The sequence below is a fragment of the Pseudomonas sp. A-B-19 genome, assembly GCF_019947515.1.
In the GTDB taxonomy this organism is placed as follows: Bacteria; Pseudomonadota; Gammaproteobacteria; order Pseudomonadales; family Pseudomonadaceae; genus Aquipseudomonas.
On sequence record NZ_JAGYGN010000012.1, the window covers coordinates 152321 to 167903 of the forward strand.

At 58.0% G+C, this 15583-nt stretch carries 15 protein-coding genes and 1 pseudogene; 10 read left to right on the forward strand and 6 right to left on the reverse strand.

From position 1 onward, the window contains the following. The first annotated feature begins 264 nt into the window (after positions 1–264). The 5 genes and pseudogenes from KGA81_RS15730 to KGA81_RS15750 all read left to right on the forward strand — a co-directional run bounded on the left by KGA81_RS15730 (position 265) and on the right by KGA81_RS15750 (position 2820). Entirely contained in the window at positions 265–642 is a 378-nt protein-coding gene (locus tag KGA81_RS15730) for a cytochrome c (protein WP_223547108.1), read from the forward strand. After that, positions 643–978, forward strand: a pseudogene (locus tag KGA81_RS15735) (GFA family protein); the annotation flags it as partial. 344 nt (positions 979–1322) lie between these two features. Further along, positions 1323–1601, forward strand: coding sequence for a DUF2790 domain-containing protein (locus KGA81_RS15740; RefSeq protein ID WP_223547109.1), 279 nt, complete (start codon positions 1323–1325; stop codon positions 1599–1601). Between the two features lie 277 nt (positions 1602–1878). Then, positions 1879–2532, forward strand: coding sequence for a hypothetical protein (locus tag KGA81_RS15745; RefSeq protein ID WP_223547110.1), 654 nt, complete (start codon positions 1879–1881; stop codon positions 2530–2532). 81 nt (positions 2533–2613) lie between these two features. Beyond that, positions 2614–2820 carry a co-regulatory protein PtrA N-terminal domain-containing protein gene (locus KGA81_RS15750; protein ID WP_223547009.1) on the forward strand — a complete coding sequence of 69 codons (207 nt, stop codon included), beginning with the start codon at positions 2614–2616 and terminating at the stop codon, positions 2818–2820. A gap of 152 nt (positions 2821–2972) precedes the next feature. On the opposite strand, the gene KGA81_RS15755 is transcribed toward KGA81_RS15750, so the two are convergent. The 3 genes from KGA81_RS15755 to kynU all read right to left on the reverse strand — a co-directional run bounded on the left by KGA81_RS15755 (position 2973) and on the right by kynU (position 7138). Continuing rightward, on the reverse strand, positions 2973–4385 hold the full coding sequence (locus KGA81_RS15755; RefSeq protein WP_223547111.1) for an amino acid permease: 1413 nt from the start codon (positions 4383–4385) through the stop codon (positions 2973–2975). Between the two features lie 85 nt (positions 4386–4470). After that, a complete protein-coding gene (locus KGA81_RS15760) occupies positions 4471–5784 on the reverse strand; it encodes an OprD family porin (RefSeq protein ID WP_223547112.1) in 1314 nt (437 codons plus the stop codon). Positions 5785–5887: 103 nt separating this feature from the next. Further along, entirely contained in the window at positions 5888–7138 is a 1251-nt protein-coding gene (gene kynU, locus KGA81_RS15765) for a kynureninase (RefSeq protein ID WP_223547113.1), read from the reverse strand. Between the two features lie 376 nt (positions 7139–7514). Between kynU and KGA81_RS15770 the strand changes: the two genes are divergently transcribed. After that, complete coding sequence (locus tag KGA81_RS15770) at positions 7515–7988, forward strand: Lrp/AsnC family transcriptional regulator (RefSeq protein WP_223547114.1); 474 nt, start codon at positions 7515–7517, stop codon at positions 7986–7988. Positions 7989–7999: 11 nt separating this feature from the next. Here KGA81_RS15770 and KGA81_RS15775 read toward each other — a convergent pair whose 3' ends face one another. Together KGA81_RS15775 and KGA81_RS15780 are read right to left on the reverse strand one after the other, a co-directional pair. After that, positions 8000–9013: an AraC family transcriptional regulator gene (locus KGA81_RS15775; RefSeq protein WP_223547115.1), complete on the reverse strand. Its 1014-nt coding sequence runs from the start codon at positions 9011–9013 to the stop codon at positions 8000–8002. A gap of 405 nt (positions 9014–9418) precedes the next feature. Further along, complete coding sequence (locus KGA81_RS15780; protein WP_223547116.1) at positions 9419–9580, reverse strand: DUF2986 domain-containing protein; 162 nt, start codon at positions 9578–9580, stop codon at positions 9419–9421. 452 nt (positions 9581–10032) lie between these two features. On the opposite strand from KGA81_RS15780, the gene KGA81_RS15785 reads away from it, so the two are divergent. After that, positions 10033–11115, forward strand: a complete 1083-nt coding sequence (locus tag KGA81_RS15785; protein ID WP_223547117.1) for a 2OG-Fe(II) oxygenase — start codon at positions 10033–10035, stop codon at positions 11113–11115. A 65-nt stretch (positions 11116–11180) separates the two neighbouring features. Here KGA81_RS15785 and KGA81_RS15790 read toward each other — a convergent pair whose 3' ends face one another. After that, positions 11181–12194, reverse strand: coding sequence for an FAD:protein FMN transferase (locus KGA81_RS15790; RefSeq protein ID WP_223547118.1), 1014 nt, complete (start codon positions 12192–12194; stop codon positions 11181–11183). A gap of 209 nt (positions 12195–12403) precedes the next feature. Between KGA81_RS15790 and rsxC the strand changes: the two genes are divergently transcribed. The 3 genes from rsxC to KGA81_RS15805 all read left to right on the forward strand — a co-directional run bounded on the left by rsxC (position 12404) and on the right by KGA81_RS15805 (position 15561). After that, positions 12404–13804 carry an electron transport complex subunit RsxC gene (gene rsxC / locus KGA81_RS15795; RefSeq protein WP_223547119.1) on the forward strand — a complete coding sequence of 467 codons (1401 nt, stop codon included), beginning with the start codon at positions 12404–12406 and terminating at the stop codon, positions 13802–13804. After that, a complete protein-coding gene (locus KGA81_RS15800) occupies positions 13801–14775 on the forward strand; it encodes an RnfABCDGE type electron transport complex subunit D (RefSeq protein ID WP_223547120.1) in 975 nt (324 codons plus the stop codon). Before rsxC ends, KGA81_RS15800 begins: the two co-directional genes overlap by 4 nt. Positions 14776–14940: 165 nt before the next feature. Beyond that, positions 14941–15561 carry a dihydrofolate reductase family protein gene (locus tag KGA81_RS15805; RefSeq protein ID WP_223547121.1) on the forward strand — a complete coding sequence of 207 codons (621 nt, stop codon included), beginning with the start codon at positions 14941–14943 and terminating at the stop codon, positions 15559–15561. The last annotated feature ends 22 nt before the right edge of the window (positions 15562–15583 follow it).

A 15583-nucleotide genomic window follows, 5' to 3' on the forward strand; every position in this document is an offset into this window, starting at 1 on the left:
TGGCTGCTTCTGGCCGACTCTATTGAAAAAGTGGCGCCCCCGGTGTGGCCTTCGGCAAAATCTCAGCATTGGCCGACGGCGGATCACACAACATGATGGGACCGTTATCGAGTGGCCAGAAGCAGTCACCGGGATGCGCCTGGAAAACGGGTTGCTTCAATGGGCATCAGAAATGACTGTGTGTGCCGATACGATGGCTGATATCTTTCCCGCGCACCAATCAGCGTCCAATCGACGCCGATCCATCAAGGAAGATAAAAAACAATGAATATATTATTCATCGCTTCGCTAGGAATTTTATCGCTAGCTCAAACATCACTATCCTTCGCGGATAATATTAATGGAAAAAATCTCTATTTACAGCGATGCACCATGTGCCACGGAACAGATCTCAAAGCAACGGGACCATTGGCTAATAAAAGCAATCCTCCTGCACCTGATCTAACAACATCCGATTTCAAAAAACGCTTGAATGATTATCCGGGCGTGATTGTCTCATCGATAATACTTCGTCCAAATGGAGACTTGATTCCAAAAACTTTGCGAGAGAATGGTGTAAAGCTATCGCCGCACTCATGGAGCATTCAAGATCTGCGCGATTTGAATCAATACATGAGTGGTGTGATTTCAAAAAATCGATGATGTCGCAAAGGTCACGGGGCAGCATTCGCTTCGTACGGCAGCGTTCCCCGCAACGCGCTACGGATACTTGGCGGAGCCACCAGCATCAAAACCTATGCGTCCTCAGGGACGGTGTTACGCGAGTTCTGCGCGCACTGTGGCTCGACGCTGTTTTGGTCACGAGCTCAAGGCGAATTTGCCGACTGGGTTTCGATAGCACTGGGCACGCTCGACACGCCCTTCATGCCTCAAAAGCAAAAACACGTTCATGTCGACTCCGCAGTCCACTGGTACACACCATCCAAATTATGTCCCTGGGTCGACTACCTATATCGGGTCGTTTTCAGCCGGTCGTGACCGGCTGAAAACGGCCAATGCCCGACCTTTCCCCCTGGCTCGACAGCTGGCATTTTCGGTCCAGATACTGTCACAACCACCGCGCGAAAAATCCGTCATGACATGTCATGACCTCCTTAAAAATCGGACTTTGCCCAGCAAATACGGGGGTTAAAGGACGAACGGTCGAGAGGCGTCAAGCGTGGGGAATTGCCGGGAGTTTACAGCCACTACAGGCTTTTCAGGCGGGCACGTTCGTCGCGGTGCGGTGAACTTCACTCTCACCATGTGTCACATTAGGTCCCTGTCAAGCGAACTACAACAGGTCCTTGTCAAGCCAACTACAACAGAAGAGGTACAGCCTTATGAGCATCGCCACAATTGTCAGTGCCGTGATTTCCAGTCTCGCACCCAGTGTCTTCGACCAGAACAGCCTGCAGGAACCCGGCGCGCATGTCTCGGCCGTTGAATACCACTACGGGATGGACATCGATGTGAAACGGGTACTGCAGCGCACCGATACATCCGACAAGACCGGCATGGTGCCGGTGACCCTGGTCTACGAAGACAGCGAGGGCGAGATTCACAAGCTTCGTTTCCTCGAATGGGGTGGAAGCCCTGCCGACCCCACCAGCATTGCCTGATCCACCCGCCGATAGGGTTCCGGGCCTCGCCTGCGCCCCACAAGCGGAAGTCAAACTTCATAGGCACCCCGTGCGGATGATGTTTGTTGTTACTTGAAAATGAACACATTCGAATGATTAAAAGTTCATTCGCGAGCGTCACTTTTATCTTGGCAGCGTAATGCCGCAAGATTAACTAATCGTCATGGCTGAGTCTTAACTGCAATCAGCAACGGTAAACGACAATTATGCCGTGCCGAGAGCCAGGTCGATTCACTATTGAATCCAAGAGGTAACCATGGAACTTAGTATGTTTTCTTCGTCCACCGTGGAATATTTGCGCTTGGGCGTTGTATATTTCCATCTTATCGCCTGCTGCGTGGCAATCGGGCTGGTGTTGACCAGTGACATTGCAATGGTCAAGCAACTCCTGAAAGGCGATGTGTCGAGTCAGCATGATGACGCGCACATGGACAGTCTTCAAAAAACCGTATCGCTTGCACTTGTCGTGCTCTGGATTACGGGCGTTGCCATTGTCGGGATCGATTATGCCGGCAAGGGAATGGAGTATTTCCTCAATCCAAAAATACAGGCCAAGATCGGCATCGTTGTGCTGTTGACCGTTAACGGCTTCGTGTTGCATCGCGCTGTATTGCCGGCGCTGAAAAAAGCCGGCTCGTTACTGAAACTCTCCTTCAGCCTGCGCATGCTGGCGCTGTTCTCGGGGGCGTTCTCTGGGGTGTCCTGGTTCTATGCCGCCATGCTGGGTGTGGGTCGTCCACTGGCCTGGAAGTACTCCCTGCTGGAGTTGCTGGCAGCCTATCCGGTGCTCATTGTCGGCGGTTTCGGGATGATGGTACTGCTCACTGCCTGGGCAAAAGACAAAGACACCGAAGCCCGCCTGGAGCAAGGCCCCGGGACACCAGGCAACGCCGCCCTGGCTGGCTGGTAAATCCGGGTTGAACAAGGACGTTCAGCGCCAGCCCATGAATTGCGCTTTAACTGTTAAAAAATCTCACTTGAGGATACCCAAATGAAATCCATGAAAGTTCTCTTCGTAGTCGCCACGCTGTCCGTTTCTTCTCTGGCGATGGCCACAGGTGGCGGTGACCGGACCGTCGCACGCATGGAGTCGGCCCGGACAGTCTCGATGAAAGCCTTCCAGGTTGCCCAGAAACAGAAGGCTGAAGCCGCTGTCGCTCAAAGCAAGGCCAAGGCCGCCTATCGCACCAACAGCTGATCGGTGTAGCGCGTCCCCGGGCTGGCAGAAATGTGCAGCCTCCCCTCAAAAGCAGCACCCAAGGTGCTGCTTTTGCTTGTTTAACCGAAATCCCGCTTACACAAAAGTGCCGTGGTTGAAGACTGCCCGTATCGTGAGATACGGGCATTTTTTTATGGGGCCAGTATTTTTCGCTCTTGAGGCGTGACCGCCCTGGGTTTCCTGAAGAAGATACCGTAGACAATCGACAGCACCAGCAGAAACGGCACACCGAACACCAGGGTCATCTTGAAGGCCTCAGTGAAGTAGGTGGTGATCATCACCGCCCCCATCAGGACTAGCCCCAGCAATGTGCTGTAGGGAAACAGACGCATGCGGAACGACAGTTTGCGGTTGCCATTGCGTTCGTGAAAACGACGGAAACAGTAGTGCGTGAGGAAGATCATGAACCAGGTAAAGATCGCGCCGAACATCGAGATCGCCATCATCAGGGTGAACGAACTTTCCGGGTACAGGATGTTGAGCAGCGTTGCCAGGGCAATCCCCGAACTTGAGAGTAACAGCGCGTTCAACGGAATCCCGGTCTTGCTCAACACGCCCATGGATTTTGGCGCATAGCCGGCACGGGACAGGCTGAACATCATGCGCGTGGTGATGTACAACTGGCTGTTCATCGCCGACAACGCCGCAATCAGGATCACGAAGTTCATCACACCGGTGGCGCCGGGAATGCCGATGGCTTGCATGACCGTGACGAACGGACTCTGGGCATGGCCGGCCTGGACCCAAGGCACGATCGCCAGCATCAACGCCAGGGTCAGCAGGTAGAACACCACCAGGCGCACGATAGTCCCGCGAAAGGCTTTCTTCACCGCTTGCTCCGGGTCTTTCGCCTCACCGGCAGCCACCGCGATCATCTCCACGCTCAGGTAGCTGAAGATCGACACGATCACCGCAATCCACATCCCTTGCAGACCATTGGGGAAGAAGCCCCCGTGAGCGGTGTAATTGTGCACGCCGTAGTCTGGATTGCCGGACCCGAACACCACATACACCGCCAGGATAATGAAGCCGACAATCGCGCCGATCTTGATGGTCGAGAACCAGTACTCGAAGGTGCCGAAGGTCTTCACGCTGATGGCGTTGAGCACGATCAACACACTGGAGAACGAGACGATCCAGATCCACTCCGGCACGTTGGCAAACCAGTACTTCATGTACATCGCCACCGCCGTCACTTCCGTGCCGACCGCGAGCACGATCGCCGCCCAATAGGCATAACGCACCAGGAACCCGGCCAACGGGCTGACATAAAATTCGGCGTAGGCACCGAATGAACCCGAGGTCGAATGGGCCACGGTCATTTCCGCCAGGCAACCCATCAGCAGCAAGGTGATGATTGCGCCAATGGCATAGCTGAGCAGTACGCTCGGCCCGGCATACCCGATGGCATAGGCGCTGCCCATGAACAGCCCGGTGCCGATTGCACCGCCAATGGCGATCATGCTCATCTGCCCCGACGTCAGCTGACGCCGCAGGCCATGCTCACGGTTGGATATCGTTTCGAAACCGGAGTTATCGGTCATTTTTATGTCCTCTGAATTTTGTCTTTCTTGAAGAGCACGTCGTGGATTTAACGGTGGGGATCAGCCACGCACAGCAGGACACGGATCAGAAAATACTCAGTGGATACTCGATGATCACCCGGACTTCGTTGTTGTCCGTGGTGTCGGCACGGGCGACCTGCGCAGTGGAGCGCACACTGGCCTGACGTACGCGTATTGAAAGATCCCTGGCCTTGCCCGACTGCACGACATAGCGTGCCTCGATGTCGCGCTCCCAGCGCTTGCCATCATCGCCGTAACGTCCATAGGCGCCATTGGGTCCGCCGTCGTAATGGCTGTCATCGATGTGATCGCCACTGACGTAACGCGACATGAAGCTCAGGCCCGGCACGCCGAAAGGCGCCATGTCCAGGTCATAACGCAGTTGCCAGGAGCGTTCGTTGGGGGCGTTGAAGTCGAGGACCTGAATCGAGTTGGCGAGGAAGATCGACGTGCCTGGCTGCTGGTCGAAGCCCAGGTAATCGAACGGCTCGTCGCCATCGACCCGCTGGTACGCCAGGGTCAACCGATGGGCGCCGAACCTGTACGCGGTGGACAGCGACCAGGTGGTGTTGTCGATCCTGCCGGCCAGGCTCTGGCCGCTGTCGTTGGTGCGATAGAGATTGAAATCCAGGTTCAGCGACTGGCCTTCACCAAAGGCATAGGTGTAGTTGGCATTGCCGTAGTACTGGCGCCAGATGTCGGTGAACTGCGAACCGTACAGGCTGACACTCAGTTGATCGCTCAGGGCATAACTGCCGCCCAGATAATCGACGCTGCGGGTTTCCACGCCGGCATACAGCGCTTTGAGCGCGCCATTGGCATTGGTCGAATTACTGTCGTTACCGGCGGTGAAGTGACCGATGTCCAGTTGCAATGCCTTGAGTTCATTGCTGGTCAGTTGAAAGCCGGTGGCACTGTTGGAGAACAATCGCGCGTTGCCGGTGCCAAACACGGGGTTGAGCGGAGTGAGGTTGCCGTACTTGAGCTCGGTCTGCGAGATCCGCGCCTTCACCGCACCGCCCGCTTCGGAATACTCATCCGCGGGACGACCATCGGCATCGACCGGCAGCAGACCCGTGCCCGTGCGACCTTTGCCGCTGTCGAGCTTGAGGCCCAACTGCGCATAGGCATCGATCCCGAACCCTACCGTTCCCTGGGTGTAGCCGGAGCGGTAATCGAGCATGATCCCGTGGGCCCACTCGTCCCGATAGTTCTGTCCGCCCGGGTTGTTGAGGTTATTGCGGTAGAAATAGAAGTTACGGTTGGTCAGGATCAGGCTACCGTCTTCGACAAATCCGTTGTCAGAGGCGGCGCAGGCCATTTGGCCAAGGCAACTGGAGATGGCGAGCGGCAAGGCAGGCCAGAGGGACAGCTTCATTCTGCGTGCTCCTTATTATTGTGATTGCAGAACTGGTTATTGCCGGCGGCCGAAGCCCTGCCGCGGGGGAATATCCCGCAGCAGGACACGGACATCGGGGGGGTCAGGTCACGCTGTGGCGAACCTGGAATTGCGCTTGCGACCAGGTGTTCCGGTCGAGGATTTCGCCGAGGATCTGCACCGCATCCCAGACTTCAGTGAAGGTCGTGTACAGCGGGGTGAAGCCGAAACGCATGATGCGCGGCTCGCGGTAGTCACCAATCACGCCCTGCTCGATCAGGGCCTGGATCACGGCATAACCTTCAGGGTGTTCGAAGCTGACGTGGCTGCCACGCCTGGCGTGTTCACGGGGCGTGATCAGCTTCAGATCGTGAGCCGCGCAACGCTGCTCGACCAGTTCGATGAACAGGTCCGTCAGGGCCAGGGATTTGCGGCGCAAGCTGGCCATGTCGGTCTGGGCGAACACATCCAGGCCACACTCGACCATCGCCAGAGAGGTAATCGGCTGGGTACCGCACAGGTAGCGCGCGATGCCGCTGCTCGGCTGGTAATGCGGCTCCATGGCGAACTGCCGCGAATGGCCGAACCAGCCGGACAACGGCTGCGGCACCAGATCGCACAACTGTGGCGAAACCCAGACAAAGGCCTGCGAACCCGGCCCGCCATTGAGGTACTTGTAGGTGCAGCCAATCGCGTAATCGGCACCCGCCTGATGCAGGTCGACCGGTACCGCGCCCGCGGAATGAGCCAGGTCCCAGATGGCCAGCGCGCCACATTCATGGGTCAGCGCGGTCAGGGCCTGCATGTCGTGCATGTAGCCGGTCTTGTAATTGACGTGGGTGAGCATGACCACCGCCGTGTCCTGGTCAATCGCTTGCGGCAACGCTTCAGGACTGTCGACCAGACGCAGGGTGTAACCCTGTTGCAGCATCTGCGCGAGGCCTTCGGCGATGTACAGGTCGGTGGGGAAATTGCTCGATTCGCTGACGATCACTCGCCGCTGCGGCGACCTGGTGGCCTGAACGCGCAGGGCCGCGCTCAGCACTTTGAACAGGTTGATCGAAGTGGTATCGGTCACCACCACTTCACCCTCCCCCGCACCGATCAAGCCCGCCAGACGGTTGCCCAAACGCTCGGACAGCTCGCGCCAGCCGGCGCTGTTCCAACTGCGAATCAAACCATTGCCCCACTCCTCGGCGACCACCGCTTGCGCCCGCGCCAAAGCAGCCACCGGCCGCGCGCCCAGGGAGTTGCCATCGAGATAGATAACGCCCTCAGGGAGCGCAAACTGCCGGCGCAGAGGCGCCAGAGCGTCCTGGGCATCAAGCGCCAGACAATCGTTTCTTGTCGTCATTGGGTGTCCTGTTTTTTGTTATGCGGCGCCCTTCGGGCAGCTTGCATCAGCCGGTTCCGGCGCCCTGAATAAAGGCAATTCACCTGATACTGATCAGTTAACACTCGAAACCTGTGGGAGCGAGCTTGCTCGCGATTGCGACAGGTCAGTCAACATTGATGTTGAACATTCGGCCCCCATCGCGAGCAAGCTCGCTCCCACAAGGACTGCAGTGTTCAGAAACCTGACTGACCGGAACCAGGTGATTCGCTTGCCTTTCGATGGAGAGATAATGAACGAATATTTGAAGAATTTTCGTGCAAAGTAACCAGCCATGTAGTAGTTATTTCGCAGAAAATTCGATTAAACGCCCAATAAACGCGGATTTATTCAAACCATGAATCTTGACTCGACAGACCTGCGAATCCTGCATCAATTGCAACAGGATGGCCGTATCAGCAATCAGGAGTTGGCGGAGAAAGTCGCCTTGTCACCCTCCGCTTGCCTGCGTCGTTTGCGCCTGCTGGAAAGCGAAGGAATCATCACCGGCTATCGCGCGGTTTTGAATGCCGAACGGCTGGGCATCGAGCTGGAAGCCATCGTTCATGTGTCGCTGCGACAGGACGTCGAGGACTGGCACGAAACCTTTATCAAGAAGGTTCAGCAGTGGCCGGAGGTGGTCACCGCGTATGTCGTTACCGGGGCGAGCAACTATGTGTTGCGGGTCCAGACCCGCAACCTCAAACACTTCTCCGACTTCATCGTCAACCACCTCAACCGCACCGTCGGCGTCACCGATATCCGCTCGGAAATCGTCCTGCAAAAAATCAAGGAGCGCGAGCAATTGCTGGATCTGGTGCAGCGCAAGTAAGGACCCGACCGTCAAAGCCCGTGCAGGCGCCGGGCTTCGTTGCGCTGCAAGGTCATGCTCGGGGTTTCGTCGAACAGCTTGCGGTACTCGGTGGAAAACCGCCCCAGGTGCATGAAGCCCCAGCCCATGGCGATCCCGGAGATATTGCGTGCCGAACCGTGCTCAAGAATCTCCTGGCGCACGGCGTTCAAGCGGTATTTTTTCAGGTAGACCATCGGCGACATGGCGAAGTACTTCTTGAACGCATCGAACAACTTGAAGCGCGAAACGCCGGCAGCGGCCTCGATGTCCTCCAGATGCAACGCTTCGCGGGCGTTGTCGTGGATGTACTGTCGAGCCCTGATCAGGTAGTGCGGCAACTTCACCCCCAGCACGTCCCGCAGCGCCTGCGAATAGTTGTTGGGCTGCGCCAGGATCAAGCCTTTGATCAGCGAGCTTTCAATGTCCCGGGTGAAGGCCACCTGTTCGAAGAGTTCGCTGCTGCGCGCAAGCTCGTCGATGAAGTAACGCGCCATGCGCCACCAGGACGCCGATGCGCCATCGATTGCATCCATCACCGGCTCGAAACGCAGCGGCGCGTCCAGAGGCCGTTGCAACATCCCCTCCAGCGCTTCGCTCATCGCGATACGCGTGATCACCACCTGAACCTTGCGACAGTCACCGGAGATCGCCAGCAGCTGGTTTTCATTGGGCGACACGATGACCCCTTGATCGCGGTCGGACCTGACCACGCTGCCATCCTTGCTCAGCTCCTGTTGGCCGACCAGCGGCAAACTCAGGCTGTAGCTGCTGAAGTGCTCGGCGTCTTCGATATCGATGGTGACATCGGTGCCGTATTCGATTGTGCCCAGGGTGGTGGCCATCGATTTGAACATGTTGGCATTGTGATGAAAGCGAATCCGTTCGGGGGTCGCGCTCACCAGTCGATGGGGCCCGCAGATACCGGACATCCAGCTTCTGGCGGCCTCCAGATCATCGCTGTCGACACGAATGTCGCGAAACTGAGGATCGACTTTGCTGCTCATCAGGGTGCACTCACAGGCAATATTTTCGGCGCGCTCTGATGGCGCGTACCAGTCTGGAAAGGAGCAATTTCCACGCCATGAATCGTCGGTGCCCACTTAACGGATAGTGATCGGCAACCCAGCGGATAAGGCATGGCTGACAAAGCTGCAAAAGCACTCGATCAGCACTTGGTGTAGCGCAAGACATTATCCGATTGGCGCAATCAGGTGCAGCCGTTTATCACCTGGTGCGCAATTTGTGTCATCGCTGCCCAACCCACTGTTACCTGCCCCCAATTTACGGACTGCCTTCGCCAACCTGTCGGAAAGACCGCCACCCGCCCCGCGCCTCTATAGCCTTGAGTAACCGTGCAGGGTTCTCTCAAACGCCATACCCGCCCTTCTCGTGGCGAACGACGACAGGGATCAGCTCTCAGCGCAGGTGCTGGAGTCCTGACTGGACTCAGCGGCCAGTTTCAGTCGATCCGCTTTACTGATGTATTTTGACTTGCTTTTCGGTGCCAATTTGGCACTGGCCTTTTTGGCGTTAGCCTTTAACAACTGGTTTATTTTTTTACGACGATTCATATTTTCCTGCTCCTTTTGCAAGTGCCTGAATGATATCAGCTTAAAGGGTCTGGCCAGTTCCCTGTTCAGGTCCAGGCTGCGTGAAAACACATGCGCGGTTTTAACGTCTGCGTTGCTACATGAAATTTGCCAGCGTTTGGTCAGGCAGCCGAGCAATCGCAATCCGGGCAGCTTCAACAAGACTGAACTAGTTTTACCTGCAGGCTTCGAGTGCCTGAAGTTTTTCCTGCATCGGCATCGCAGTGAGCGCTGCGTAAGCCCATTTGTACGCGTAACGCTGTTCAGTTGAGGAAACTGTAGGAGCGAGCTTGCTCGCGATGGACTAAAGAGCGCCGCGTATAGCCAGTAAATACGCGTTATCGTTAACGACCATCGCGAGCAATCGAGCGTCGACCGGCTGCTCCTACAGAGGCCCACAATAGCGATCCACTGCCTGCCGGCAAGGAGTTGTGATGCGCGCCACAGCCTTTTCAATCGGTGGACCTGCCCCTTGGTTCCATTGCCGCACTCAACAAAGAGAGCGCTTTTGTTTCGACACTATCGCCGGTCGGTATGTCGTGCTCTGTTTTTTTGGTTCCGCGGCTGATCCTGCATCAATCAAAGTTCTGGAAGGTGTTCGGGCCCATCGCCAGCGGTTCAATGACGATCACGTCTGCTTCTTTGGCGTTTCCGTAGATCCCGAGGACGAAAGGCTCAAACGGGTAGAAAGTGCGATACCCGGCATGCGCTTCATCTGGGACTTCGATCGCTCAGTCAGTCAGCTCTACGGTACATTGCAGCCAGACGGCAGCATCAGGCAAATGACCTATGTGCTCGATCCCGCGCTGCGTGTCCTGGCCATCGTCCCGATAGAGGAGCCGGTCGATAACCATATACCCTCGTTAATGCGTTTTCTGGATAGATTACCCGCACTGGCCACGCCACATGCCGCCACTCCTCACGCCCCCGTCCTGGTGCTTCCCCGTATATTTGAGCCCAGGCTGTGTAAAGCACTCATCCGTTATTACGACGAACATGGCGGGGAGGAATCCGGATTCATGACGGAGCAGTCGGGCAAAACCGTCCAGGTCACCGACCATGGCCACAAGCAACGTCGTGACTGCGTTATTGAAGACAAGGCTCTGTCCAAGGCATGCTCGTTGCGTATAGCCAACCGTTTGCTTCCAGAGCTACACAAAGCGTTCCAGTTCAATGCCACTCGAATGGAGCGCTATCTGGTGGCCTGCTACAACAGCGACGAAGGCGGGCATTTCCGGCCCCATAGGGACAACACCACCAAGGGTACAGCGCATCGCCGTTTTGCAGTTTCCCTGTTTCTTAATACGGGAGAGTACGAAGGTGGTTTTCTGCAGTTTCCAGAGTTTGGAAAAATGCTTTACAGCGCTCCAACAGGAGGGGCCGTGGTGTTTTCATGTTCACTTTTGCACGAAGCCACGACTGTAACCCACGGTCGCCGCTATATGTTTCTCCCGTTTCTATACGACGATGCCGCTCGCGCCATTCGAGAAGAGAATCTTCCATTTATTGGACGCTGACTTGTGTGCAACACAATTGAGCTGTCATTAGCGCCTGGTCGACCGCCAGGCAAGGCTTCCTTCAACTACTGTTTCGTCTTGCCCTGCTCGGGAAACAACGACTCGAATCGCGGCGTCGCCCGGGCAACGAAACCCTGCCCCTGGCGCATGATGAAATAGGCAGCGAGGTCATGCCGCTCGGCGAAGGCATAGCCTTCCTCCGGGCCGAGCACCATCAACAGCGTAGACAAGCCATCGGCATGCAGCGCCAAAGGGTCGACCACCGTCACTGCCGCCAGCGCGTGCTTGACCGGCGTGCCGACACGTGGATCGAAGGTGTGCGAATAGCGCTGGCCACCTTCCTCGAAATAATTGCGATAATCGCCGGAGGTGGAAACGCTGTAGCCATCCAGTGCAATGGTGCGCTCCACTTGCCGCTCGCTTGCGCCGCTCGGCACCTCCAGGGCGATGCGCCAGGGCGAGCCATCCGGCTTGCGGCCGACCGCCTTGAGTTCGCCGGTGATCTCCACCAGATAGGCCTGGACGCCCAGGGCCGAAAGCCTATCGCCGACCTGATCCACTGCATAGCCGGCGACAATGCTGTCGAAATCCAGTTGCGCCGCCACATCCTTGCACAGCTTTTCGCCCTCCAGGTGCAAGTGCTGATGCCCTACCCGTGCCCGCTCCCGTGCCAGCGCGCCAGCATCCGGCATGCGCTCCCCCCGTGACTGCGGACCGAATCCCCAGAGGTTCATCAATGGCTGCACCGTCAGGTCGAAAGCCCCGCCACTCTCGCGGAACAGATACTCACCGTACGCCAGCAAGCGACGCATATCTTCCGGCAACGCCTGACAGGCGCCGGCCGGTAGTTCGTTGAAGCGGGAAACCACCGAATCGCCGCGCCAGTTGGAAAACTGCTGGTCGAGCGCCGCGAGTATCGTCTCGACTTCGGCCTTTACTCGCTGCGAGTCGGGCGTCTGCGCGGCGGGTACGTACTGGATCGAATAAGTGCTCCCCATGGTGGGTCCGGAAATGCGCTCGATCCGTTCGCCACAGCCATACAGCAACGTCAACAGCATCACCAGCAGGCTTACGCGCATCAATCAACACCTCTCTGATCCCCCGTGGGATGACCTACCGCTCATCAGCAAATCTGATCAATAAATGAACAAAACCTTCATACGGCACTCTGAGTTGCGGGGTGATCAATTGTCCCCCTCCCTTTTCGCTCAACGTCCTGGAAGCAAAAAAACCATTATGTGCATTAGCGCACAGGGGTATTTTTTGCCCCAAAATTGGAGGACAGAAAATGTCTAACCATTCGTTGCAGAGCGTCGAGCGCATGCAGAGCCGCGTCCGCGCCCAGCGCCAGCCGCAACAGAAACCCTTCTGGCGTAACCTGCTGGCCATCGCCTCACCCTCACAGCTTAGTTGGCAGGGAGGGATCGAGCTCAGGGGCTACAAAGAATTATCCAACGCCACGCCGGTTGCCTCGGTCCCGATTGCAAACCTACAGCTGGCGATTCCGCTCGAGCGCGGTCGCCGGTCCGTCCAGCCTTGCGTGCAGCCGGGACAGCATGTGCGCAAGGGCGAGGTGATCGGTATTGGCGATGACAACACCCCTTGGGTGCATGCCAGCACCTCCGGCATCGTGGAACGGATTGATCTCGCCTTCGCGGCCGACTCGGCCGAGCCGGTCATGGCCGTCATTCTGAACGCAGATGGTCTGGATGAGTGGATCGAACGCCCGGTGTTGGGGCTACCGCAAACGCCCGAGGCGCTGGTCGAACGGGCATTGCAGATGGGCATCGTCGGTCTTGGCGGGGCGGGTTTCCCGACGGCCCTCAAGCTGGCCGGCGCCCGGCAGCCCGATCTTCTGCTGATCAACGGTGCCGAATGCGAGCCCTTCCTGACCTGCGATGACCGTCTCATGCGTGAACGTGCCGAGGCGCTGATCGAGTACGCCGACTATGTCGCCACCCTGATGGGAACAACACTGACCCGCTTCGGTATCGAAACCAACAAACCTGAGGCGATTACCGCGTTGCGCGCCGCCGCTCGCCAGGCGCGCACCCGGGTCGATATATGGCCGCTACCGGCGCGTTACCCGGCAGGAGGGCAGCCGTTGATGATCAAGGCCCTTAGTGGCCGCAATCTGGCGCCAGGGACCCTGCCCGCCGATATCGGCGTACTGGCGCTGAATGTCGCGACGCTCTACGCACTGGGCCGGGCCGTCTTCCACGGCGAACCACTGGTAAGACGCGTGCTGACGCTGACCGGGGACTGCAAGCGCCCCGGGAATGTCCTGGTGCCGGTGGGTTACCCGGTCAGCGCACTGCGCGCACTTGCCGGCGCAGCCCCCGAAGGCCAGTTGACCCAGGTCGGCGGGCCGATGATGGGACAGCCGTTACCGGACCCCACTGCCGTCATCAGCAAGACCAGTAGTTGCCTGATATTCGGCGCCGAGCGCTACTTGCCGGCACCTCAGCCCGCAAGCAGCTGCATTCGCTGTACGCGCTGCGTGGATGTCTGCCCGATGTCGCTCAGACCGCTGGATCTCTACGCTGCGGCCGAACGCCATGACAAGGCCAGCCTGCAGGAACTGCGATTGGATGCCTGTATCGAATGCGGCAGCTGCAGCAGCACCTGCCCGAGCAACCTGCCGCTGCGCGAACGTTTCCGCCAGAGCAAGACGGAGCTACGTGCATGAGCCTGATATTCCGTTCTACCGCGCACCGACAACTGCGCACAATAATGCTGCTGGTCAGCCTGTGTCTGCTGCCGGGCACCGCCCTGTACGCCTGGCAATTTGGCATCGTGGTCTGGTTGCAGACCTTCTGGTGCGTGCTGCTCGCCCTGGGCTTCGAAGCCGGCCTGCTACGCCTGCGCGGACGTAATGTCCGCGAGGGCTTGAGCGACCTGAGCTGGCTGGTGCTGGGCCTGATACTGGCTCGGGCATTGCCGCTGCTGGTGCCGCTATGGATGATCGCCCTGGCCAGTTTTGCCGCGCTCGCACTGTGTAAACACGGCAGTGGAGGCCTGGGTCGCAACCGCCTCAACCCCGCCATGGTTGGCCTGGGGATCATCGCTATCTGCTTCTACCAGCAACTGTACCCTGCACCTTCGAACTATGCCCCCTGGACTCTCGCCCTGGATGCCAAGGCGGTTCTTCTGCAACAGTTGCAACTGGCGCCACGCCTTAACCTCGATGCGTTCGCCGGCGCCACCCAGTTGGCCAAGAACCAGTTCACACTGATCACCCCCAATCTGTCGGGGTACGGCTACATTGCCGGCGGTTTGATGCTGGCAGTCCTGCGGGTAATCCGGATCGAGATTCCGCTGGCGATGCTCGCGAGCACAGTATTGCTGTGCATGGCGGCCGGTCATAACCTGCAGGAAAGCCTGTACAACCTCAGTCTCGGTGGCTATCTCTTCACGGCCTTCTTCATCGCCACCGATCCGGTCACCAGTCCCGATACACGCGCCGGTCGCATCCTCTTCGGCGTGACCATTGGAGCGGTGACTGAATTGATTCGCGAATTCGGGCTTTATGCCGATGGTCTGTGCTTCGCCGTGCTGGCCGCCAATCTGCTGGTGCCGCAGATCGACGGGTTGGTGCTGCGCTTACAGAGCCCCTGGTACACACGAACACCTGGCACTCAGAGCGTGTGCAGCGGGTAACCCGCGCCTCTTCGGCGGGTACCCGACACGGCTTGCGCGGTCAGATTCGCGCCCACTGTTGTCGATTTCCCAGCGTCCGGTTCGACTATCTTTCAGGCAATGGTCTCAAGGGATTGCAGACTTGCCTGCCCGAACTCTTTCACCCGGATGAATCAGGAGAAGAACATGCGCACTCTCACCGTTGCCGCGTTCGTGAGCCTGGACGGCGTCATGCAAGCGCCCGGCGGGCCTGAGGAGGACACCAGTGGCGGATTCCGCTTCGGTGGCTGGATCGTCCCCTACGCCGACAAAACCACCGGTCAGGCCGTACAGGACTTGTTCTCCCAGCCGTTCGAGTTGCTGCTGGGACGTCGTACCTACGACATCTTCGCCGCCTATTGGCCACACATTCAGGCCGACTCTGCCCACCACACTATTGCTGATCTGTTCAACGGCGTACCCAAGCACGTGGCCACCCATCGCGCCGATTCGCTGGCCTGGCAGAACAGTCATGCGCTGCAGGGCAACCTGGTCGACGCGATCAGCGCGCTCAAGCGCCAGGACGGTCCTCAGCTACTGACTCAAGGCAGCGGCGAACTGGTGCGTCAACTGCTTGCCGCCGGCCTGGTGGACGAGTTGCGGCTGATGGTTCATCCGGTCCTGCTGGGGCGCGGCAAGCGTTTGTTCGACGACACCGCACAAGCGTCGGCCTTCACCTTGCTGAACTCGGTCAGCTCACCCGGAGGGGTGCTGATCGCCCGTTACATCCGCAGTGGCGAGGTGCGCACAGGCACATTCGAGCAATAGCCCTGGTGAAATTAAGCTTGGG